Below are 22,510 nucleotides of genomic sequence, written 5' to 3' on the forward strand. Positions count from 1 at the left end.
GGCGCGCCCGCGGAGCGAGCGGCTCGGAGCACCGGCCCGGATGCGTCGCGAAGCAGCGGGGCACGTGATGGACGGCTGCTCGGTATCGGGGCTCGGCGGGGCGAGAGCCCGCGGGAGGTTCCGCCACCCGCACCGCCACGCGAACCGGGACGACGAAGTCCTATTAGAGTCGCGGTATGACTTCGGGGGAAGTGACTCAGGTTTCGGAGACCGTCGAGCACTACGTGCGGCTACTCGACGCCGGTGACGTACCCGGCGTACTGCGGCTCTTCGCCGAGGAGGGTGTGGTCTCCTCCCCGATGCAGGGCAAGATCCCGGCGCGGGAGTTCTACCCCGAACTCGCGGCGACGCTGCAGCGTGCGGAGATAACCGCCCAGGAGGTCTTCGTCTCCACCACCGATCCGCACCGCGCCGCCGTACGCTTCCGCTACGACTGGACCGCGGCGGCCGACAACCCTCCGAACTTCGACTGCATCGACGTGATCACTCTCGACGCGGACGGGTTGATCTCGGAACTCAGGTTCGTCTACGACACCCACCCGCTTCGGGTGGCCTGGCAGAACGCGCTGGACAGGTTGCGCTGACCGCGTTCGAGAAGTTCGTCGCGAGCAGCCGGGCAGCCGCGAGGACCCCGCGCGGGGTCAGCGCAGCGCGTTCGCGGCCACCTCGCGCATACCTCGCTCCAGCTGCTCCACCGTCGCCTCGTCGGCGGGGTGCCCGGCGGCCTCCATCCAGTTGGCCAGCATCCGATGCCCGCCCTCGGTCAGCACCGACTCGGGGTGGAACTGGACACCTTCCAGTGGCAGCTCGCGGTGCCGCATGCCCATGACCACACCGCCGGCCGTGCGGGCCGTGACGTCGAACTCCTCCGGGACGCTGTCCGGACGGACGGTCAACGAGTGGTAGCGCGTCGCGACCACCGGCCGCGGAAGGCCGGTGAAGACGCCGACGCCCTCGTGCTCTATCTCGCTGGTCTTGCCGTGCAGCAGCTCCGGCGCCCGCTCGACGGTTCCGCCCCGAGCCGCGCCGACGGCCTGGTGTCCCAGGCACACCCCCAGCAGCGCCTTGCCCGTTCCGGCGCACTCCGAGACCAGCTCCATCGAGCGCCCGGCGCGCTGCGGCGTGCCCGGTCCCGGGCTGAGCAGCACACCGTCCGCCCGCTCGACGTCGGCGTCCGTGACCGCGTCGTTGCGGCGGACCACGCACTCCGCCCCGAGCTGCGCCAGGTACTGCACCAGGTTGTAGACGAAGCTGTCGTAGTTGTCGACCACCAGAACCCGCACGGCACCAGCCTACGGGTAGCTCGCCTCGCGGAGCGACCCCGGACGCTCCCGTGTCGGGGCCAACACCGCCCCCACCAGCGGGCCGAAACATCCGATTCACCCGTTGTGCTGCGACGACACCCCGGGTCGCGCGGCCGAACGGCCCGAAATGCGATAGCCTGCGCATCTCGTGGACACAAGTCGGTCGCCAGCTCCGAACGCGGTGGTAGCGCCGTGAGCCCCGCGGGCAGCGAACGGCGCGTTCTCACCCTCCCGCATCGCGTCGTGCAACCGCTGCGCAAGCTGTCCCGTGCCAGCCACCCCGCCAGGATGGTCGTCATCGGCTTCGCGCTCGCCGTGCTGGTCGGGACGGTGCTGCTGATGCTTCCGATCTCGACCCAGCACGGCACCACCAGCTGGGTGACCGCCTTGTTCACCTCCACCTCGGCGGTGTGCGTGACCGGTCTGGTCGTGGTCGACACCGCCGGGCACTGGTCCACCTTCGGCGAGCTGGTCATCCTCGGGCTCATCCAGGTGGGCGGACTCGGCATCATGACCCTGGCCTCACTGCTGGGGATGCTCGTGGTCCGCAGGCTCGGGCTGCGGATGCGCCGCAACGCGCAGACCGAGACCAAAAGCCTCGGGCTCGGCGACATCCGCTCGGTGGTCGCCGGGGTCATCGCCCTCAGCCTCACCATCGAACTGCTCATCTCCTGCGCGCTCACCGCCCGATTCGCGTACGGGTACGGGCAGCCGCTGGGGCACGCCGCCTACTTCGGGATCTTCCACGCCGTCTCCGCGTTCAACAACGCCGGGTTCTCGCTGTACCCGGACAGCCTCCAGCGCTACGCCGCCGACCCGCTGGTCTGCCTTCCGGTGCTGTTCGCGGTGATCATCGGCGGGCTGGGGTTCCCCGTGCTGTTCGAGATCGGCAGGAGGCTGCGCGGGAAACGGCGGCGCTGGACGCTCCACGCGAAAGTCACCCTCAACACCTACGCGGCACTGCTGCTCATAGGCGTGTGCGTGTTCCTGGGCTTCGAGTGGAACAATCCGGAGACCCTCGGCTCGTTCGGAACCGGCGGCAAACTGATGGCCGGGGTGTTCCACGGGGTCACCCCGCGGACAGCCGGGTTCACGACAGTGGACGTCGGGGAGATCAACTCGACCACGATGCTGGTGAACGACGTGCTGATGTTCATCGGCGGCGGCAGCGCGGGCACGTCGGGCGGAATCAAGGTCACCACCTTCGCGCTGCTGGCCTTCGTCATCCTCACCGAGGTGCGCGGCGAGTACCAGGTGCACGTGCTGCACCGCAAACTCCCCACGAGCGTGCAGCGGCAGGCGCTGACCGTGGTTCTCGTGGCCGTGGGCATGGTATTCACAGCTACCCTGCTGCTGCTGATGCTCACGCCCTTCGGGCTGGACGCCGTGCTGTTCGAGTCCGTCTCGGCCTTCGGTACCGTCGGCCTCTCCACCGGGATCACGGACCAGCTTCCCCGGCTGGGGGAGCTGGTGCTCACGGCCCTGATGTTCACGGGCAGGCTGGGGCCGATCACCATGGCCTCGGCGCTCGCGCTGCGGGAACGCGGACGCCGCTACGATTTGCCGGAGGAGCGACCGATCGTTGGCTAAGGACACCCAGAAAGCACGCCCGTCACGCGTGGTCGTGATCGGGCTGGGCCGCTTCGGCGGATCACTCGCCGTGGAACTGGTCGAACGCGGTTCCGAAGTCCTCGCCCTGGACAACCGACCGCACCTGGTTCAGCAGTTCTCCGACGCGGTCACCCACGCGGCCGTCGCCGACACCACCGACCCGGAGGTGCTGCGCCAGCTCGACGTGCCCGACTTCCGCAGGGCGGTCGTGGCCATCGGCGACGACCTGGAGGCCAGCATCCTGACCACCTCGCTGCTCGCCGACTTCGAGATCCCCCACATCTGGGCGAAAGCGGTCAGTCGTCAGCACGGCCGCATCCTGGAACGGGTCGGCGCGCACCGTGTCGTGCTCCCCGAGCACGACATGGGCGAACGGGTGGCCCACCTGGTCACCGGCAGGATGCTCGACTACATCCAGTTCGAGGACGACTACGCGATCGTCAAGACAAGGGCCCCCGCCGCAGCGGTGGAACGTCCCCTGTCCGAGACCAGGGTGCGCAGCAAGTACGGGGTGACCGTCGTCGGCATCAAACGCCTCGGCGAAGGGTTCACCTACGCCACCCAGGAGACCGTGCTGCACCACGGGGACATCCTCATCGTGTCCGGCAGGTCCCGGGACGTCGAGCGATTCGCCGACCTGACTTGACGGGGAGGGCCGTGCGAGTTGCCCGGGTGGTTCCTCGGCCCGCACGTGAGTCGGCGCCCTGCCGCGTCGGGCCCCTCCCCAGCAGCGGCCTGCGCCGCTTGAGAGACCTGTCGGGAACGCCGGGCCGGTGCGGCTCGTGAACCGCTCCCGGAGACGGTGGTCACTCCAGCGTCGGGTCCCCGAAGGGCAACCTCGGCTCGACCCACGGGAAGACCACGAACAGCAGCAGCGCCACGACCGCCGCGATCAGCAACAGCGCCTGGAGCACCCTGATCGGCAGCGGCCCGGGCAGGTGCCGCCAGATCCACGCGTACACTCACGTCACCTCCGCTGCCCGGCCGCTCGCGGTCGCCCCCGTTTCCACGGGTATCACCCCTCCTCCAGCTCGGGAGGCCGCAGCTCGGGCCGCTCGGCGACCTTCGGGTAGCGCTTGGTCAGCACACCGTGCACGATCATGCGCTTCTCCGCCGAGTACTTGGGGTGGCAGGTGGTCAGCGTGATCAGCCTGCTCCGCCACTCCTCCGGCACCGTGCCGGGCGGCCGCCCCGGAACCGGGTTGATCACCTCGCGTCGTGCGGGCCCGACCACGGTCCTGCCGTGAACCCCCTGGTAAGGACCCCCGATCGGTGCCACACCCGAGCAGTCCGGGTCCTGCTCGCCGCGGTTCCACCCCTCGGCCTCCTCGCTCATCGGCAGTACCCGGTAGACGAACCACTCGGCCCTGGTCTCGACCACCAGCGCATCGCAGGAGCTCAACCCGTCGAGCTCCCCGAAAGGGGCCATGCGCCCCGAGCGGTGGCCTGCCACGGCGAAATTGCCGCGTTGCCCCGGCAGCGCGGTACCGGCGTAGTGCCCCGGCCCGGCGGCCAGGCTTTCCCGGCCGGTCCCCTCCAGCACGGTGAACGGGAAATCCGGTCCCAGCGCCGGTACGTGGAGCCTGGCGAAACCGCTGCCGGGTATGGGATCGAGTCGCTGCTCCCCTTCGTCCCCCGAAGGCCGGTCCCAGCGCTGGCGCAGTTCTGCGGTGGCCGCTTCCTGCTCGCGCGCGGAGAACCAGCTGGTCACCTGGATCTCGTAGAAGACGAACAGCAGAACGATCAGACCGAGCGTGATCAGCAGCTCTCCGAGTCCGCGCAGCACGGAACGCGAACGCCGCGGCCCCGGCTCCGGGGGCGGGGCCTGTGGAGAGGCCCGCGTGGTTGTCACCGTGTAGCTCCTCCCCGAATTCGTTCGAGGGATCTCGCGGGAAGCATACGGGTTGTTCGGAAAATCCCGAGATTGCGTTAACGTGTGAGTGTAGATGGGTCGCCGTGGGGCGATTCGGTGCGAGTCCGGTCGAGGCGGTACGACGTCGGCCCTTCCGGGCTCTCCCGGGTCACCTCGCCGCGCGGCGCACGGAACGTGTCGAGGAGGCCGAGCTCGGCCGCAGGGCGGCGGGGATCGGCCGAACCACCTGGCGAGGACACCATGCCCAAGTCAAAGGTCCGCAAGAAGACCTCCACACCCCCGCCGGTCGATCGCCGCACACCGGTGAAGGCGAAGTCGGCAGGGCCCTCGCACCCGATCTATGTCGGCGTGATGCTCGGCATGATGCTGCTGGGTCTGCTGTGGCTGGTCGTCAACTACCTGGCGGGCCCGAAGATTCCCTTCATGGCCGAGCTGGGGCCGTGGAACTTCGCCGTCGGGTTCGGTTTCATGATCATCGGGCTGTTGATGACCATGAAATGGCGGTGAGCGAGATGCGAAGCGGGTTCCGGCGAATCACACGGATGTAACCTATCCCCATGTGGACAACCCTTGTGGACAACTCCGCTCGGGGCTGTTGTGCGGCAGGCTGACGACGGAGGAGGCGCGGAACCCGGCGGGAGTCTCCGCTGGAGCACCTCACCGGCCCTCATCGGGATCGGGTGGGTGCTGGCCTGCGCGCTCGGCCTGAGCCCGCTGCTGACCGGGAACGCGGTGGACACGGCTTTCGTCACCGCGGGGGCCCTGCTGCTCGCGGCCGCCTCCGGCTGCCTGACCTACCTGCGTCCGCGGCTGCGGGCCGACTCGGCGGGGATCGCGGTGCGCACGCTGGGCGGCGCGCACAGCTGGCCCTGGGAACGGGTTTCCGTCCGGATCAGCAGGAGCAGACGTCTCGGGCGCGAGACGCCCGTGCTCGAGCTGGACGTCCCCGAAGCCGACGTGCTCGGCGGACTTCTCGTGCTCGGCCGGTTCGACCTGGGGACGGAACCGGCCGAGGTCGCCGAACAGCTCGAACGGCTGCGACGCCGGTAGAGCTCCCGGAAAGCTTCCACGACTTCCCCGCAAAAAGACCCGCCGTCCTCGCGTCAGGGGGAACTCCCGGCAGAAGGCCCACGCCGAAGCGCAGGTGCTCTGAGCCCACGCAGGACGAGAAGCTCCGGTGCGTGAGTCGGATGCATCGCGAGGCGGGAGGGCACGTGGCGTGGGTCGCTCCTCCAACACTTCCCGAGGCGCGGCCTCACGTGCCGGAAGCCGACCCACCCGAGCAAGTCATACCGCAAGACATCCTAAGTAAGCAGGACGCACCTGTACTCACCGCGACTCATCCCGCAGACCGTGTCGCCCAGCGCCGCGTCCCGCGTGAACATCGCCGCGAGCAGCACCACGAGCAGCGCCAGCAGCGCGCCGGACTGCCACACGAGGCGCCGGTTCGCCGGTGCGTAGATCAGCGCGGCCGTGGCGGCCGTGCCCAGCACCAGGCCACCCAGGTGACCGAACAGCGATATCCCGGGGATGGTCAGGGTCAGCACCACGTTGAGGCCGATCACCAGCAGGATCGGCCTCATGTTCAGCTTCAGCCGCCACGCCGCGACCGCGATCCCGCCGAACAGGCCGTACAGCGCGGCGGAAGCGCCCACCACGGGTTGGAACACCGATCCGAACAGGAACACGAACATGCTTCCGCCGAGCAGCCCGAGCAGGTACACCGCGCAGAAGCGGATCCGGCCGAGCAGCACCTCCATGTCACGGCCGACGACCCACAGGGCGACCATGTTGACCACCATGTGGATCATCCCCTGGTGCAGGAAGCCGGAGGTGACCACGCGCCACCACTCGCCCGCCGCCACCTGCGCGGGAGCCATCCGCCACTGGAGGAACAGCTCCGAGCGGAAGTTCTCCGCGGCGGATCCGGCCTGAACGGCGCTGAGCACGAACAGCAGCACGTTCACCGCGATCAGCGCCGGAACCACGATCGGCTTGCCGCCCACCCTGGCTCCGGCGATCGTCACCGGCTCACGGGTGTTTCGCCGGCCCTGCCGGACGCAGTCCACGCAGTGGTAGCCGACGCTGGCCTCGCGCAGGCAGTCCGGGCAAGCCGGACGCTCGCAGCGAGTGCAGCGCAGGCCGGTGGGTCGGTCCGGGTGACGGAAGCAGCCGGGCATGGCCTGCGCTCCGTGCTGCTCATCGGGCTGTCCGGGCGGAACGTTCACGTCAGGCCCCACTACACACGCGGCCCGTCGGCTCGACGCTCACGCGTCTGCTCGAAAAGGGCCTAGGCGGATTCACCACGTTCGACGGTGACCTTCTCGATGACGATGTCGTTGACCGGGCGATCGCCCTGCCCGGTCGCGGTGTGCGCGATCGCGTCGACCACGTCACGCGACTCCTGGTCGGCCACCTCACCGAAGATGGTGTGCTTGTAGTTCAACCACGTCGTCGGCGCCACCGAGATGAAGAACTGCGAACCGTTGGTGTTCGGCCCCGCGTTGGCCATCGCCAGCAGATACGGACGGTTGAACTGCAACTCCGGATGGAACTCGTCGGCGAACTCGTAACCCGGACCACCACGACCCGTCCCGGTCGGATCACCGGTCTGGATCATGAAGCCGTCGATGACCCGGTGGAAGATCACACCGTCGTAGAAAGGACCGGACCGTTCCCCGCGGGCGTTCGGCTCCGTGTACTCCGCGGTGCCCTCGGCGAGTCCCACGAAATTGGACACCGTCTTGGGAGCCTGGTTCGGGAAGAGAACCACCCTGATAGCACCCTGCGTCGTGTGCAAGGTCGCGGTGACCGACTTCCCCACAAGCGATCCATTGTCTTCTGCCACCATCACATCCTCCCATCGGCGAGCGCACCCACCACCGCAGGGTGCAGTATGGGGTTTGATCGTCATCGACATCGCGGTACCCGAGATGGAAACGCCACGAGTTTCCGCGCCACACCGTCCGTCGACCGCCGCGGTCACCGTGGCGGGACGAACGATCAGGTGCCACCGAACTACAGGCTCGGGAAGAGCCCAGCATTAGGAGGCGAGAGCATGGACGAGGTCAAGGCTATGTCCCGCGCGGGCGAGAACGTGGGCAAGGCCATGGGCACCGGAGTCCGCACCGCCCGGACGGGCGCGGCCAAGGCCAGCCGCGTCGGTTCGGACGTGACCAGGCAGGCGGTGGCACTGGCCGAGCAGGAGCTGGCCGCGCGCGGAATCTCCACCGACGACCTGCAGGAGCGGATCGCTCAGCGAGCCACCGGGATGTCGCGCAAGGAGCTCGCCAAGCGCGGCAAGAAGGCCCGCAAGGAGTGGGACAAGCGCACGGCGAAGCAGCGCAAACAGCTCGCGAAGGGCACGAAGGCCGCCCGCAAGGAGCTCGCCGGGCGTATCGACCCGGCCAAGCCCAAGCGGCGCAAGTGGCCCTGGATCGTGCTGCTGCTGGCCGGGCTCGCCGGTGCCGCCGCGGCGGCGTTGTCGCGCAGGCCGGAGGAACTCCCGATCGACGACGGTGGCCAGTTCAAACCGAGCGGGGCGGGTGAACAGTCCTCCTCCACCGAGAACGGACAGGTCTCCGGGGTGCAGTCCCAGCAGGGTTCGCGGAACCACTGATCGAGGTTTCCGCTCCCCTTGTCGCATCCTCTTGTCGCAGGTGCTCGCCCTGCGGAAGCTCCCGCGGTCTCGTGAGCGGGCGCCCCGGCACCGGGTAGCGCCACCCCGCCGGAAAGGCGCGTGGGCGGGTCGGTGGGCTTCCGCTCGCCCACGCGCCGGGCACAACGGCCGAGACGAGCGCACGTGGCGCTCCGGGCGGCCGTCCCCGCTCCCGTGTTGAGCACGGGCAGCCTCACCACCGGTGCGCGCACAGCGCGCCGTCCGCCGATGTCCCGCCTCCGCGCGCCCGCGGTCGCGGGTGTCGCGCGAGCACGGTGCGGACGCCGCCAGGTCCCGCGAGTTCCCCCGACGTGCCCTCTCCCCGGGTCCCGCCGGCCGGTCGAGCAGCGGTAGCTTGCCCACCCTTCCCTTGCGTCGGAAAATTCCCCTTCGAAAGAAATCAACTCGTTTCGTGAAACCGCGTCATGCCCGAGCACCGCCTCCGTCCCGTCCACAGCGGGTGACTCCGGGGGGATCACCCGCCCCGAATGCCGCATTCGGGGCCCCGGGTTCGCCGGCATGTGTGGGAGGGCGACCGGGGCGGGCGTGGGAGGAGTCCGCGCACGGGGAGACGGGCTCCTCCCCGCGCCCCGCGACAGAGGGAGCACGAGGGGAACCGCCGAGGGAGCGCCGGCCCCGAAGGGGTTCGGCGCACACGCCGAGGCCACCTGCCCGGGACCGGCCGGGCAGCGGGTCAGAATCGACGGTGTCGAGGTTCTCGACCGAGATGGGAGGAGAAGATGACCAACAACGCCACGGACGAGACGAACAACCCGATCTTCGCCGAACTCACCCGCGAGCTGGCGGACCCGAGCGAGTCCGATCTGCGCGTGTCCCCCCCGCCGGAATTCGCCGAGCTGCTCGTGAACGAGGCGCTCAGCGGCAGGCACCGCGACAACGAGGACGGGGTCACCCCCCTGTCCCCGGTCCCGGACGAGCCCACCGAGGGCACGGATCAGGACTCCGACGACGGTTCGGGGCGGCACGCGCAACCGGGGTCGGGCCAGTAGGTCCTCACCGACTCGGTTCGCGCGGGTGGTCACTCGGCGGGTCCTCCCGTCGGCTCCCGGGAGCGGGTGCCCGACTTCGGGCGGGCACGATCACCGCCGCTCCCCGCACCCTCCCCCGGAGGGGTGGTGGGACTCGTCGGCCGCTCAGAAGCGGTCGCCCCCGTGCCTGTCTGCACGGCGAAATCGGCGTCCTCGGGGCAGAGGGGTCCCACTCCGCCCGCAACGCTCCGGGGCCGAGCAGCCTGCGCGCTTCCCCGCGCTGCCGGACCGCGCTTTCCGCGTGGAGGTCGAGGGGAACACGGGGTGCCGCCGAGGCGGGGTCGTGCTGCGGGTCGTTCCGGAGGCGCCGCCGTCGAAGCGGTTCGTGCGGGTAGCGAGCCCACACGCGGGAGCCCCCGCACAGCGCGCGCCGAACACCTCGCCACCCGTACCGTGGTCGGCGGTACTCCACCGGCGGCAGCCCCGGGGGAGGGCGGAGAGCGCCCCACCCGGGCGGACCACCGCTCCCCGCCGCGCCACGCCCGGCAACCGCGAACCGAAGAGCCCCGTGAACGCCGCGCAGTCGTTCCGCGAGCGGAAAGGGAGAACATGTCACGGGCCACCGTGCATGACCTGCTGGATCGCAACGAGATCGCCGCTCTGCAGCAGTGGCTCGCCGAACACCAACCGCACGAGATCGCCGACGAGCTCGGCCGAACCGACGAGCTGCGCGCCGTGCTCCTGTTCCGCCTGCTCGGCAAGGACGAAGCGCTGACGGTGTTCGAGGAACTCGACCCGCCCGAGCAGCAGAAGGTGCTGTCCGGGCTGCGCGACCAGTCGTTCCGGGACCTGGTCGAGGCCATGGACCCCGACGACCGCGTCCGCCTGCTCGGGGAGTCCCCGGCCAAGTTCGTGCACAGGGTGCTGATCGGGCTCAGCCCGCAGGAACGCGCCACCACGGCGGCGCTGCTCGGCTACCCGGAGGGTTCGGTCGGGCGCTACATGACACCGGAGACGGTGACCCTGCGCCAGGACCTGACCGCGTCCGAGGCCCTTTCCAGGATCCACGACAGGGGGACCGACGCCGAGACCGTCTACACCCTGCTGGTCGTCGACGATCGACGGCACTTCATCGGGACCGTCTCCCTCCGGGATCTGGTGCTGGCCTCCACGGAGCAGCCGGTCTCCGAACTGACCGACCCCGAGACGCTGCGGGTGCGGGCCGACGAGAACGCCGAGGACTCCGCCCGGCTCATGCAGGACGCCAACCTGCTGGACCTTCCCGTCGTCGACAGCGAGGACCGGGTGCTCGGGTTGCTCACCATCGACGACGCCGTGGAACTCATCGAGGCCGCCGACAGCGAGGACATCGCGCGGCAGGCCGCGGCGAGCCCGTGGAGCGGGCACTACATGTCCGCCTCGGTACTTCAGCTGGCGCGCTCCCGCATAGTCTGGCTGCTGCTGCTCATCGTCGCCGCCACGCTGACCGTCAACGTCCTGCAGTTCTTCGAGTCCACCCTCGAGGAGGTGACCACGCTGGCGCTGTTCGTCCCGCTGCTCATCGGAACCGGGGGCAACGCGGGCGCGCAGGCGGCCACAGCCTCCGTGCGCGCCCTGGCCGTCGGCGAGGTGCGCACCGGCGACGTGCTCCGCGTCGCTTGGCGGGAGTGCCGGGTGGGCCTCACCCTCGGTGTCACACTGGCCGTTCTCGGTCTCGGCATCGGCACCGTTTTCGTGGGCGTGGGGGTGGCGGCGACGCTGGCCGTTTCGCTGATCGCCGTGTGCGGGTGGGCGGCCATGATCGGAGCGACCATGCCGCTGCTGGCCAAGCGGGCCAACATCGACCCGGCCGTGATCTCCACCCCCCTGGTGACCACCCTCGTCGACGCCACCGGGCTCATCATCTACTTCATGATGGCCAGGGCCTTCCTGGGGATCTGACCGGCGCTTTCCGGGTGCGGCGATGCCGCTCCCCGGAGACGCGGTGATCGCCCCGCGGGGCTGTGACGACGCCGGGAGCACGAGCTGCCGCGCACCTCGGAGCGGCCTCCCCGCGCGCCTCGGGAGGAGCGGAAGACAATTCCAAATATTGGAATCATGATTCCACGCAAGGCGAGATATCTCATCGATCCGATCGTCGTGAAGCCTTCAGCGCGGAGACCGGTGCCTCGTACTTTGGTTCGAAACGGGAAGAGGAATGAGGATGGCATTGCACGAGTCATTGGACCCCATCTACGACCAGGTGGTCGCGCGCAACCCCGGTGAGGTCGAGTTCCACCAGGCGGTGCGGGAAGTGCTCGAAAGCATCGGCGTGGTGATGGGCAAGCACCCGGAGTACGCGCAGGCAAAGATCATCGAGCGTATCTGCGAACCGGAACGGCAGGTCATCTTCCGCGTTCCGTGGCAGGACGACCAGGGCCGGGTACAGATCAACCGCGGTTTCCGGGTGGAGTTCAACAGCGCGTTGGGTCCCTACAAGGGAGGGCTCCGCTTCCACCCCTCCGTCTACCAGGGGATCATCAAGTTCCTCGGTTTCGAGCAGGTCTTCAAGAACGCGCTGACGGGACTGCCGATCGGAGGGGGCAAGGGCGGCGCCGACTTCGACCCCAAGGGGCGCTCGGACCAGGAGATCATGTCCTTCTGCCAGAGCTTCATGACCGAGCTGCACCGGCACCTCGGCGAGTACACCGACGTGCCCGCCGGTGACATCGGGGTCGGCGGACGCGAGATCGGCTACCTGTTCGGGCAGTACAAGCGGCTCACCAACCGCTACGAGTCCGGTGTGCTGACGGGCAAGAGCGGAGTGTTCGGCGGTTCGCACATCCGCACCGAGGCCACCGGCTACGGCAACACCTTCTTCGTCAAGGAGATGCTGAGCGCCCGCGGGAACTCCTTCGACGGGAAGCGCACGGTCGTTTCCGGCTCCGGCAACGTGGCGATCTACACGATGCAGAAGGTGCAGGAGCTCGGCGGCAACGTGGTGGCCTGCTCCGACTCCGAGGGGTACGTGCTCGACGAGAACGGCATCGACGTGGAGCTCGTCAAGCAGATCAAGGAGCAGGAGCGCGGCAAGCTCGCGGAGTACGCCGAACGGCGCCAGGCCGCGAAGTACGTGCCGAACCGGCAGGTCTGGGAGATCCCCTGCGAGGTGGCACTGCCCTCGGCCACGCAGAACGAGATCACCGGCAAGGAGGCCGGAACCCTGGTGAACAACGGGTGCATCGCGGTCGGTGAGGGTGCCAACATGCCGACCACCCCGGAAGGAGTCCGCGTCTTCCGGGAGGCCGGAGTGGCCTTCGGCCCGGGCAAGGCTGCCAACGCGGGCGGAGTGGCCACCTCCGCGCTGGAGATGCAGCAGAACGCCTCGCGCGACTCCTGGTCCAGGGAGTTCACCGAGCAGCGGCTGGAGGAGATCATGGTCTCCGTGCACGACCGCTGCTACGCGACGGCCGAGGAGTACGGGATGCCCGGCGACTACACGGCCGGGGCCAACATCGCGGGCTTCACCAGGGTCGCCGACGCCATGCTCGCGCTCGGCCTGATCTGATCATCACGCCCCGCCACAGGGCCGGCTGAGCAGACCTCCGGAAGATCACGGAACGGGTTTCGCCTCGGCAACAGCCGGGCGAAACCCTCCCGTGTACCAGTCACCATTAATACTCGAGCGAGGGTGTTCCCCCGGCAGGGGCGTCAGGACCCCGCACCGCCTCCGGCGCGGCACGCAGGTCGTTTTCCGATCACGCCCCGGTTGGCACCCGCCCGCCGTTCACGGTGAGCGTGGGCACCGAACCGATCCCGACTCCCGAACCCGCACGAGCTCCGCGCTCAGCTCCTCCTCCCGCTCCGCGTCCGCACCGGAGTCCCGCTGGTGGCGGTCGAACAAGCTCTCCCCGGCTCGGGGGCGTGCGGCACCACCCGGAACGGGCGGAAAACCACCTCCAGCGGCTCACCGGCTCGCCGGTGCTCGGCGCCCCCCGTGCGAACCCGCGCATCCGAGGGACGACCAGACGCTGGCGATGTCCGGGACGAACTCGAGGCGCGGCGTTCCCGAACCGGTCCGGGCCCCCGGTCGGGACATGGCGGACGTTCCCTCCCGTTCGACGGTGCCGCTCATTTTCCTGTCCTCCCGTGCGCACACCGGCTCAGCAGCGCGCGTTCCGGGGGCGGTCCACGGCCCGCCCCTCCCCGGTGGCTTCCGCAGCGGCTTCGACCGCGGCTTCCCCGGGTGTTTCCTCAGCGGTTTCCTCAGCGGATGTGCTCTCGGCCAACGGCTTCTCCGGAAGGAGCAGCGCGAGCAGGAACGCCACCACCGCGACCATCGTCAGAATCAGGAACAGGTCCCCGAAAGCGGTGGCGACCTGGGAGCGGGCCGCCGCGGTGACCTCACCGGCCCCCTCGGTGATCGCGGACAGCTGCGGTCCCACCCGACCGGTGAGCAGCCCTCCGAGAGCACCGATGGACAACGTGGAGCCGAGCTGCCGGAAGAAGGTGCTCGCCGCCGTGGCCGAACCGAGGTCCGCGGCGGAGACGGCGTTCTGCAGCGCGAGCACGGAGGGCTGCATGGTCAGTCCGATGCCGATCCCCACGAGCGCCAGCGCGGCCGTGAACGGTCCGATCCCGGTGGCGGCACCGGCGGTGGCCAGCACCCCGAAACCGGTCGTCGTGGCCGCCGTGCCACCGATGAGGAACGGGCGGTACCTGCCCACCCAGGTGATGAGGTTCCCTCCGGCGAGGTTGGCCACCAGCACACCTCCGGTGAGCGGAAGCAACAGCAGTCCGGCCGAGGCCGCGGACCGCTCCTGGACGGTCTGCGCGTACAGCGGCGCGTGGACCACGGCGGCGATCATCACGGCACCGGAGATGAAGGAAAGGCCGACCGCGGCGGCCACCACCGGGGAGCGCAGCACGCGCAGCGGCAGCACGGGGTCGTCGTGGCGGGCCTGCCGGAGCAGGTACACCGGCACGGTCACGGCTGCGGCGGCCAGCAGCACCGCTCGGGAGCCCGCCGAGGCGAACGGGGTGCCCTCGCTGAGCGCCAGCAGGAACGCGGAAGCGCCGATCGCCAGCAGCGCCGCCCCGACGAGATCGATCCGGCGTTTCCCCGCCCGGGCCTCCGGGGCGGGCAGGAAGCGCCCCGCGATCAGCAGGGCGGGCAGCACGAGCGGCAGGTTGATCCAGAAGGCCCAGCGCCAGCCGAGGGCCGCTTCCAGGAAACCGCCCACCAGCGGTCCCACGATGCTGGCTCCGGCGAGCACGGCGCCCTGTATCCCGTGAAAGCGCCCCCTGATGCGGGAGGCGAACATCTGGCCGATGATCGTCGGGGTCAGGGCCATGAGACCTCCGGTGCCCGTCCCCTGCACCGCGCGCGCCGCCAGCAGGACCGTCATGTTCGGTGCGGAGGCGACGCCCAGGGAGCCGAGGAGGAACACCGCGGTGGCCACGAGGTACAGCCGTCGCCTGCTCGTCAGGTCGGCCGCCTTGCCCCACAGCGGGATGGACACGGCAGTGGTGAGCAGGTAGCTGGTGACCACCCAGGCGAGCAGTCCGGAGCTGCCCAGTTCGGCCGGTATCGCGGGGAGCACCGTGGCCACGACCGTGGAGTCCATCGCGGCCAGGAAGACCACGATCATCATCGCCCAGAACGCGCCCCGTTTCCCCCGCTCCTGCCCGGGGAGGCGACGCCGCTCGCTTCCCCGCGTGGTCCTCGTTCTCATCGCCCACCCCTTCGGTCGTTCCCGCGGACGGGGCCGGCATCCGCCGGAAGCGCGTTCCGCCGACGGCTGTTCGGCACCTCTCGCCCGGAAACACGCATTTCTAGTACAGTCCTGTACTGTAGATGGCGAAGCCGATCTGTGCAACAGACTTGTACTACAGTGGTGCGCATGAATCCCGAAGACCCGCGGGCGGTCCGCACCCGCCAACGCGTACTCGATTCGACAGTGCGACTGCTCGCCGAACGCGGCGTCGAAGCGATGACCATGGACGCCGTCGCCTCGACGGCCGGAATCTCGCGCAGCACGCTGTACCGGCACTGGCCGGAACGCCTTCGACTGCTCATCGACGCCGTGGAACACCTCGGCGTCCAACTGCGTGACACCGCCCCGGGGGACCCGGCCCCCGGAGAAGGGCTGGAGCAGGAGTTGCAACGAGTGATCGGGCAGCTCGGCACGGGACTCCGCTCCTCCCGCTGGGGAGCGATCGCGGGCAGTCTCGCCGTGGCCGCCGAGCACGACGAGGCGCTGGCCGAGGTGTACCGCGAATACGTTCACAGCCGACGCCGGGAGGTGCTCTCCGCACTGCACCGGGCGCAGCGGAGCGGTGAGCTCGCGGACTCGCTCGACCCCGAGTGGGCCGTCAGCCTGCTGGCCGGGCCGATCTACTACCACCGGCTCGTGCTGCACCAACCGTTCGACGAGCAACAGGTCACCGAACACGTCAGCCGCACGGTGTCCCTGCTGCGCTCGACCAACGGAACGAACGAGCGCTGATCCGCTCCGGAGGGACGACGACGCTGCCGGGCACGCGAATCCGTCTCCGCGGGCGCGCGACATGACACACCCCCATCGGTGGGTATGTATGGTGACGCGAAGTTTCGCAGGAAAGCGGTAACGACCGTGTGGGACTTCCCCGGAACGGCCGAAAGGCCACGCAGCCGCCCCGACGAACGCCCGGTCCCCGCAGCGGGCGGACGAGTTCGGCCGGGCGCGAGCCGGGGCCCTTCCCGGGGAGTCCCTCATCCGGGCGGAACCGCAGCCTCCAGCGACCGCTCCGCCACGTTGAGGGAACCGACATGGATCAGCAGGAGTCCGAGACGTTCGACGGCCCCGCCGAAGCCCCGGCGGTGCGGGCCGACGCGGCCAAGGTTCTCGCCGCCGAGGACATGCGCGAGTACGCGATCTTCTCGCTCGACGCGAGCGGCCACGTGGCCAGCTGGAACGCCGGTGCGGCGCGGATGAAGGGGTACAGCAGCGCGGAAGTCATCGGCAGGCACTTCTCCCTGTTCTACTCCGAGGAGGCGATCACCTCCGGATACCCGCAGTGGGAGCTGGAGCAGGCCGAGGCGCACGGCTTCTTCATCGACCGGGGCTGGCGGGTGCGCAAGGACGGCAGCCGGTTCTGGGCCCACGTGGTGATCACCGCCCAGCGGTCCCCCGCGGGCAAGCTGGACGGGTTCATCAAGATCACCCGCGACGAGAGCGAGGCCGGAGCGCGTCAACAACGATCGATGCGCCGCTTCACCGACCTGTTCGAACTCGCCCCGGTCGGGATCGCGCTGTTCGACCAGGCGGGCCACCTGCTCGACGCCAACGGCGCACTGGCGGAACTGCTCGGCTATCAGCTGCGGGACTTCTTCGAGATGGCCGAACACGACTTCCTGCACCCCAGCGACGAGGGCGGAGTGCTGTTCCCCAGCCCGAACAGCCCCGGAGGCGAGAACGTGGGCGGGCCGGTTCCGCACCGGGTGCTGGCCCGCTCCGACGGCCAGCCGGTGCTGTGCCAACTGCGCAGCGCGGCCTCGGTGAGCGACGACGGGAGCCGCTCGTGGCTGCTGGTCTTCCACGACGTGACCGCCCAGGTGAGCCACACCGAGGCCCTGCGCTACCAGGCCACCCACGACGCCACGACCGGGCTGCTCAACCGCAGGGGCTCCGAGGAGCTGCTGTCCACGCTGCTCTCCCGGAACACGGCCGAGAAGGTCGCCGTGCTGTTCTGCGACCTGAACAACTTCAAACGCGTGAACGACTCGCTCGGGCACACGGCCGGCGACGAGCTGCTCGCGGAGGTGGCCGAGCACCTGACCAGCGAACTCCCGCCGGAGTGCACCCCGGCCCGCTTCTACGGGGACGAGTTCGTGGTCTTCTGCTCCGACGTCGACTCCTTCGGCGGCCTGGAGGACTTCACCCGCGAGGTGGGCGAGCTCTTCCGGATGGACGTGCGGCTGCACGGTCGAGTGGTGCACGTGTCGGCCTCGGTCGGCTCCACGGCGGTCGTGCACCCCGAGACGACCCTGACCGAGCTCATGCGGTCGGCCGAGGCCGCGATGTTCCAGGCCCGGATACGTGGCCAGGGCCAGACGAACATAGCCCTCGGCCGTGTAGTGCCCAGCCAGGCCGGAATCGACCAGCTCGCCATGGAGCAGCAGCTCCGGGAGGCGATCGACAACGACCGGCTGGGGGTGCACTACCAGCCCATCCTCACCAACGACGGATCCGTGGCCCTGGCCGAGGCGCTGCTGCGGTGGAACCACCCCGAGCACGGACCGCTCACCCCGGACGTCGTGCTCACCGTCGCCGAACGCGGAGGGCTGCTGGCCGAGCTGGACCGCTGCGTGCTGCGCACCGCGCTGCGCGAATCCGCGGGCTGGCGGCGTCCCGACGGCCGCCAGGTGAGCGTCGCGGTGAACCTCGCCGGTCTGCGCCCCGGACAACCGGGCTTCGCCGAGGAGATCTCCGCGGCGATCGGCGACGCCGGGACCTCACCCGAGAACCTGGTGCTGGAGATGGTCGAAACCGTCATCGCGGAGCTGGAGGCACAACCGCTCCAGGCCATGCGCGAACTCGTGGACACCGGCGTGCGGTTCGCCATGGACGACTTCGGCAGCGGCTACTCCTCGCTGGCCAGGCTCCGGGACCTGCCCACCCAGATCATCAAACTCGACCGGAAGTTCGTCTCCGGGCTGGGCACCGAGATCACCGACCTGGGGATCGCTCGGGCCGTGACCGAGCTGACCCGGACCATGGGGCTCACCTGCATCGCCGAGGGCGTCGAGAACGCCACCCAGCACCACCTGCTCCGCGCGATCGGCGTCGACGCGTACCAGGGCTACCTGTTCTCCGCCCCGCTGCCCGCCGAGCGGTTCCGCGAGTACCTCGACACCAGCCCCACTCCGAACCCCGCGCTGTGAGGACCGCGCGGAACGGCTGCGCGGGACTCGTCCCGGCACGTGAGGCGGTGCCTCGGAAACATCCGGAACGTGAAGTCCCACGAACGCGAAAAGGCCCGGCGGACGCTGTAGCGTCCACCGGGCCTCGATGTGGAGACGAGGGGAATCGAACCCCTAACCCCCGCCTTGCAAAAGCGGTGCTCTGCCGATTGAGCTACGTCCCCGTTCGCCACGTCGGACCCTCATCGGCCGACGTGCGAAAACGACGCCCGAATCGGTGACCATCCGAAGGATCAGCTCCGAAGCAGGGGCGAACCATGGGCCGGTCCGGGCACTCAGGCCTCGGCCGTGGCCTCGCGCCACAGGTCGGCCTCCGCCTTGGCCGCACTCTTGCGCCGAACGACGAACAGGACCGCACCTGCAACAGCAGCAAGGATGAGCAGCTTCTTCACTTCGGATGCCTCCTACTACGAACGTGTGCCGCCGCCGCGATACTCGCAGCGGCGGCACGTGCCACGTGGGCCTAGGAGGACTTGAACCTCCGACCTCTTCGTTATCAGCAAAGCGCTCTAACCGACTGAGCTATAGGCCCTGCGTGCACTGCACACATTACACGTGCTCACGATCGCGTTCAAAGGGGGGTGCCCAGTGCGCGCCCCGGACCGCAGCGACAGCACACAAAGGGCGCTGAGCTGGGATTCCTCCACCGACGAACATCCGGGCACCCACCCGTCACTCGCGTTCGGACAGTGTCAGCTCGACTCCGCCCACGAAATCGGCCGCCACGTTGTAGATGAACCCGGCGACCGTGGCCAGCGCGGTGATCAGCACGATGTTCACCGCACCGATGATCATGGCCACGCCGAAGATCCTTCCGGGGCTGATCAAGGGTTCGGCCAACGAGTTCTCCGGCTGGGTCAGATCACTGAACGTGCCGTTGAGCTGCTCCCACACGCCCATGCCGCCGAGCACCCCGTAGAGCACCGCGACCGCGATCATCCACACGAAGAACAGGGTGACGCTCAGCACGAGAGCCAGCTTGAGCACCGACCACGGATCCACCCGGCGCACCTGGAGACTGGCGCGCCGTGGACCGCGGTTCGGCCTCCGGGAGCTGCTCCCCTGGGTGGACGTGCCCGAACCGCGCACGCCCCCCATCGCGGCGAACGAGACGCTCGAGCGCGCCGACTCCGCCGCCGAAGCACCCTCCTCCGGCTCGGAACTCCCCCGCAACGGATGCGGAATCTTGTGGGTTTCCTCGGAGTCCGACCCCGTCTCGGAGGCGGCGTCGGAAGGCTCGGCCGTCCCCCGCGTCGTGGTTTCCTGCCCGCTCTCGCCGCCCGGGGCAGCGGCCGAGCTCGACGAGCTCGTGACGCGCTGCCACGGCGGTGCGGGCTCGGAACCGTCGACCTCGCTGCCGGAGTCGCTGCGACCGCCCGCGTCCACGCCGCTGTCGGCAGTGTCCGTGGACATCCCCCCGGAAACCGAGGTTGCCGTCGCCTCCGCCGTAGTCGTGGTCGAGGTCGTGTCCTGCTCGCCAGTTGAACGAGACTCCGATTCCTGCGGCTTGTCCGAAGATGTCACGAGCGATCCTTCACTGATCGTCGGCTGTCTGCCACCCGGGCCTTCCGCGTGGCTTACTTCCGTTGCTCCGGCCCGGCGGCATCCGGATCGACGGCCTCGTCCGCGTTACGAGCGATGGCCACCAGCGAGTTGCCCTCACCGAGATCCATCAAGCGGACCCCCTTCGTCTGCCTGCCGGCTTTCCGCACCTCCTTGGCAGTGGTGCGAATAACCCCGCCCGTGGAGGTGATCGCGTAGAGCTCGTCGTCGAGTTCGGCGATGAGCGCTGCCACAAGCCTGCCACGTTTTCTGTCGTGCTGAATGGTCAACACACCCTTACCGCCGCGTCCCTGCACGGGGTACTCGTCGATCGGGGTGCGTTTGGCGTAGCCACCCTGGGTCGCGACCAGCACGTACCGGTTCTCGCGGACCACCCCCATGGCCAGCAGCTCGTCGCCGGAGTTGAACCGCATGCCGAGGACACCCGAGGTCGCCCGCCCCATGGGACGCAGCACCTCGTCGCTGGCGTTGAACCGGATGGACTGCCCCTCGGCCGAGACCAGCAGCAGGTCGTCCTCCGGCGAGCACAGCACCGCCCCGACCAGCTCGTCGCCGTCCTTGAGGTTGACCCCGATCAGGCCACCGGAGCGGTTGGAGTCGAAATCGGTGAGCTTGGACTTCTTGACCAGCCCCTTCTTGGTGGCCAGCACCAGGTACGGGGAGACCGTGTAGTCCTTGATCTGCATCACCTGGGCGATGTGCTCGTCCGGCTGGAAGGCGAGCAGGTTCGCCACGTGCTGACCGCGCGCGGTGCGGTTCGCCTCCGGCAGCTCGTAGGCCTTCGCACGGTAGACCCGCCCCTTGTTGGTGAAGAAGAGGATCCAGTCGTGCGTGGAGCAGACGAAGAAGTGCGAGACGATGTCGTCCTGCTTCAACGCGGCGCCCTGCACGCCCTTGCCGCCGCGCTTCTGCGCCCGGTACAGGTCCGTGCGGGTGCGCTTGGCATAACCCGTACGAGTGATGGTCACCACCACGTCCTCATCGGCGATGAGGTCCTCCATGGAGACCTCGCCCTCGTACGGGACGATCCTGGTGCGCCGCTCCTTGCCGTGCTTGTCGACGATCTCCATCAGCTCGGCGCGGACGATCGCACGCTGCCGCTCCGGCTTGGCCAGGATGTCGTTGAGATCGGCGATCCTCGTCTCGATCTCGGCGAGCTCGTCGACGATCTTCTGCCGCTCCATGGCGGCCAGCTTGCGCAGCTGCATCTCCAGGATCGCCGTGGCCTGGTCCTCGTCGATCCCGAGCAGCTCGATCAGACCGGTGCGCGCCTCGTCCACGGTCGGCGAGCTCCGGATCAGGTTGATCACCTCGTCCAGCTGGTCCAGCGCCACGGCGAGCCCGCGCAGGATGTGCGCGCGCTGCTCGGCCTTGCGCAGCCGGTACTTCGTCCGCCGGACGATCACGTCGATCTGGTGCCGCACGTAGTGGCGGACCACCTGGTCCAGACGCAACGTACGCGGCACGCCGTCGACCAGGGCGAGCATGTTCACGCCGAAGGTCGTCTGCAACTGGGTGTGCTTGTACAGGTTGTTGAGCACGACCTTCGGGATCGCGTCCCGCTTGAGCGTGATCACGATGCGCATGCCGCGGCGGTTGTTCGACTCGTCCGCGATATCGCTGATGCCCGAGAGCTTGCCGTCGCGGTGCATCGTGGCGATGTTCTCGATCAGGTTGTCCGGGTTCACCTGATAGGGAAGCTCGGTGACCACCAGGGCGGCACGCCCCTTGGCGTCCTCCTCGATGTCGACCACGGCACGCATCCTGATCGAGCCGCGGCCGGTGCGGTAGGCCTCGGCGATCGCGTTGGTGCCCATGATCAGCCCGTCGGTGGGGAAATCGGGGCCCTTGATCCGCTCGATCAGCGCCTCGAGCAGCTCGTCGTCGGCGGCCTCCGGATTGTCCAGCGCCCAGACGACTCCGTCCGCGACCTCGCGCAGGTTGTGCGGCGGAATGTTGGTCGCCATCCCGACCGCGATACCGCCACCGCCGTTGACCAGCAGATTGGGGATGCGCGCGGGCAGCACGTCCGGTTCCTGCGTGCGGCCGTCGTAGTTGTCCGAGAACTCGACCGTGTCCTCTTCGATCTCGGACAGCATGCTCATCGCCAGCGGCGCCAGCCGGGACTCGGTGTAGCGCATGGCGGCGGCGGGATCGTTGCCGGGCGAACCGAAGTTGCCCTGGCCGTCGATGAGCACGTTGCGCATCGACCACGGCTGGGCCAGCCGGACCAGGGTGTCGTAGATCGCCGAGTCGCCGTGCGGGTGATAGTTACCCATCACGTCACCGACCACGCGCGAGCACTTCACGTAGGAGCGGTCGGGCCGGTGCCCCGAGTCGTACATGGAGTACAGCACCCGGCGGTGCACCGGTTTCAGGCCGTCGCGCACGTCCGGAAGCGCCCGGGCCACGATCACGCTCATGGCGTAGTCGATGTAGGAGTTCTGCATCTCCTGCTGGAGATCGACCGGCTCGACGCGGCCGCCCTCGGGGGGCAAGGTCTCGGTCATACCCGTCCTTCTATTCAGTGGATTGGCTGTGGCGGCTCGCCCGGACGATCCGGGATCG

20 protein-coding genes and 2 tRNA genes are annotated in these 22,510 nt (G+C 69.1%); 11 read left to right on the forward strand and 11 right to left on the reverse strand.

Annotated elements, in window-relative coordinates; all coding sequences use genetic code 11:
- Nucleotides 1-176: 176 nt before the first annotated feature.
- A complete protein-coding gene (locus FHR84_RS19990; RefSeq protein WP_179537082.1) occupies nt 177-584 on the forward strand; it encodes a nuclear transport factor 2 family protein in 408 nt (135 codons plus the stop codon).
- A gap of 57 nt (nt 585-641) precedes the next feature.
- Here FHR84_RS19990 and FHR84_RS19995 read toward each other — a convergent pair whose 3' ends face one another.
- Nucleotides 642-1,283, reverse strand: coding sequence for an aminodeoxychorismate/anthranilate synthase component II (locus tag FHR84_RS19995; protein ID WP_179537083.1), 642 nt, complete (start codon nt 1,281-1,283; stop codon nt 642-644).
- 213 nt (nt 1,284-1,496) lie between these two features.
- Between FHR84_RS19995 and FHR84_RS20000 the strand changes: the two genes are divergently transcribed.
- Nucleotides 1,497-2,894, forward strand: a complete 1,398-nt coding sequence (locus FHR84_RS20000; RefSeq protein WP_343075351.1) for a TrkH family potassium uptake protein — start codon at nt 1,497-1,499, stop codon at nt 2,892-2,894.
- A gap of 28 nt (nt 2,895-2,922) precedes the next feature.
- Nucleotides 2,923-3,561 carry an NAD-binding protein gene (locus FHR84_RS20005; protein WP_017972671.1) on the forward strand — a complete coding sequence of 213 codons (639 nt, stop codon included), beginning with the start codon at nt 2,923-2,925 and terminating at the stop codon, nt 3,559-3,561.
- A 160-nt stretch (nt 3,562-3,721) separates the two neighbouring features.
- Here FHR84_RS20005 and FHR84_RS20010 read toward each other — a convergent pair whose 3' ends face one another.
- Both FHR84_RS20010 and FHR84_RS20015 read right to left on the reverse strand, forming a co-directional pair.
- A complete protein-coding gene (locus FHR84_RS20010) occupies nt 3,722-3,877 on the reverse strand; it encodes a hypothetical protein (RefSeq protein WP_179537084.1) in 156 nt (51 codons plus the stop codon).
- A gap of 53 nt (nt 3,878-3,930) precedes the next feature.
- On the reverse strand, nt 3,931-4,767 hold the full coding sequence (locus FHR84_RS20015) for a class E sortase (RefSeq protein ID WP_343075352.1): 837 nt from the start codon (nt 4,765-4,767) through the stop codon (nt 3,931-3,933).
- 261 nt (nt 4,768-5,028) lie between these two features.
- Between FHR84_RS20015 and crgA the strand changes: the two genes are divergently transcribed.
- Nucleotides 5,029-5,295 (forward strand): cell division protein CrgA, encoded by a 267-nt coding sequence (crgA, locus tag FHR84_RS20020; RefSeq protein WP_092525046.1) that lies wholly within the window; start codon nt 5,029-5,031, stop codon nt 5,293-5,295.
- Nucleotides 5,296-5,385: 90 nt separating this feature from the next.
- Nucleotides 5,386-5,838: a PH domain-containing protein gene (locus FHR84_RS20025; protein WP_218863499.1), complete on the forward strand. Its 453-nt coding sequence runs from the start codon at nt 5,386-5,388 to the stop codon at nt 5,836-5,838.
- A 254-nt stretch (nt 5,839-6,092) separates the two neighbouring features.
- On the opposite strand, the gene FHR84_RS20030 is transcribed toward FHR84_RS20025, so the two are convergent.
- Both FHR84_RS20030 and FHR84_RS20035 read right to left on the reverse strand, forming a co-directional pair.
- Nucleotides 6,093-7,016 carry a rhomboid family intramembrane serine protease gene (locus tag FHR84_RS20030; protein ID WP_179537085.1) on the reverse strand — a complete coding sequence of 308 codons (924 nt, stop codon included), beginning with the start codon at nt 7,014-7,016 and terminating at the stop codon, nt 6,093-6,095.
- 62 nt (nt 7,017-7,078) lie between these two features.
- A complete protein-coding gene (locus FHR84_RS20035) occupies nt 7,079-7,639 on the reverse strand; it encodes a peptidylprolyl isomerase (protein ID WP_179537086.1) in 561 nt (186 codons plus the stop codon).
- A 207-nt stretch (nt 7,640-7,846) separates the two neighbouring features.
- Between FHR84_RS20035 and FHR84_RS20040 the strand changes: the two genes are divergently transcribed.
- From FHR84_RS20040 to gdhA, 4 genes are all read left to right on the forward strand, one after another.
- A complete protein-coding gene (locus tag FHR84_RS20040; RefSeq protein WP_179537087.1) occupies nt 7,847-8,407 on the forward strand; it encodes a hypothetical protein in 561 nt (186 codons plus the stop codon).
- A gap of 779 nt (nt 8,408-9,186) precedes the next feature.
- Nucleotides 9,187-9,456 carry a hypothetical protein gene (locus tag FHR84_RS20045; protein WP_179537088.1) on the forward strand — a complete coding sequence of 90 codons (270 nt, stop codon included), beginning with the start codon at nt 9,187-9,189 and terminating at the stop codon, nt 9,454-9,456.
- A 588-nt stretch (nt 9,457-10,044) separates the two neighbouring features.
- A complete protein-coding gene (gene mgtE, locus FHR84_RS20050; RefSeq protein ID WP_179537089.1) occupies nt 10,045-11,376 on the forward strand; it encodes a magnesium transporter in 1,332 nt (443 codons plus the stop codon).
- A gap of 262 nt (nt 11,377-11,638) precedes the next feature.
- The gene (gene gdhA / locus FHR84_RS20055) at nt 11,639-12,982 is read left to right on the forward strand and encodes an NADP-specific glutamate dehydrogenase (RefSeq protein WP_179537090.1); all 1,344 of its coding nucleotides are present in this window, start codon (nt 11,639-11,641) and stop codon (nt 12,980-12,982) included.
- 595 nt (nt 12,983-13,577) lie between these two features.
- On the opposite strand, the gene FHR84_RS20060 is transcribed toward gdhA, so the two are convergent.
- Nucleotides 13,578-15,149, reverse strand: coding sequence for an MDR family MFS transporter (locus FHR84_RS20060; protein WP_179537091.1), 1,572 nt, complete (start codon nt 15,147-15,149; stop codon nt 13,578-13,580).
- Nucleotides 15,150-15,317: 168 nt separating this feature from the next.
- Between FHR84_RS20060 and FHR84_RS20065 the strand changes: the two genes are divergently transcribed.
- Nucleotides 15,318-15,923, forward strand: coding sequence for a TetR/AcrR family transcriptional regulator (locus FHR84_RS20065; protein ID WP_179537092.1), 606 nt, complete (start codon nt 15,318-15,320; stop codon nt 15,921-15,923).
- A gap of 302 nt (nt 15,924-16,225) precedes the next feature.
- Nucleotides 16,226-18,340, forward strand: coding sequence for a putative bifunctional diguanylate cyclase/phosphodiesterase (locus FHR84_RS20070; RefSeq protein WP_179537093.1), 2,115 nt, complete (start codon nt 16,226-16,228; stop codon nt 18,338-18,340).
- 130 nt (nt 18,341-18,470) lie between these two features.
- On the opposite strand, the gene FHR84_RS20075 is transcribed toward FHR84_RS20070, so the two are convergent.
- The 5 genes from FHR84_RS20075 to gyrA all read right to left on the reverse strand — a co-directional run bounded on the left by FHR84_RS20075 (nt 18,471) and on the right by gyrA (nt 22,452).
- Nucleotides 18,471-18,543: transfer RNA gene (locus FHR84_RS20075), tRNA-Ala, on the reverse strand.
- Nucleotides 18,544-18,654: 111 nt separating this feature from the next.
- The gene (locus FHR84_RS22120) at nt 18,655-18,771 is read right to left on the reverse strand and encodes a DLW-39 family protein (protein WP_017972653.1); all 117 of its coding nucleotides are present in this window, start codon (nt 18,769-18,771) and stop codon (nt 18,655-18,657) included.
- Nucleotides 18,772-18,837: 66 nt separating this feature from the next.
- Nucleotides 18,838-18,911: transfer RNA gene (locus FHR84_RS20080), tRNA-Ile, on the reverse strand.
- Between the two features lie 140 nt (nt 18,912-19,051).
- Nucleotides 19,052-19,903 (reverse strand): DUF3566 domain-containing protein, encoded by an 852-nt coding sequence (locus FHR84_RS20085; RefSeq protein ID WP_343075354.1) that lies wholly within the window; start codon nt 19,901-19,903, stop codon nt 19,052-19,054.
- Between the two features lie 53 nt (nt 19,904-19,956).
- Nucleotides 19,957-22,452 carry a DNA gyrase subunit A gene (gene gyrA, locus FHR84_RS20090; protein WP_179537094.1) on the reverse strand — a complete coding sequence of 832 codons (2,496 nt, stop codon included), beginning with the start codon at nt 22,450-22,452 and terminating at the stop codon, nt 19,957-19,959.
- Between the last annotated feature and the right edge of the window lie 58 nt (nt 22,453-22,510).

It is taken from the genome of Actinopolyspora biskrensis (assembly GCF_013408175.1).
Lineage (GTDB): Bacteria > Actinomycetota > Actinomycetes > Mycobacteriales > Pseudonocardiaceae > Actinopolyspora > Actinopolyspora biskrensis.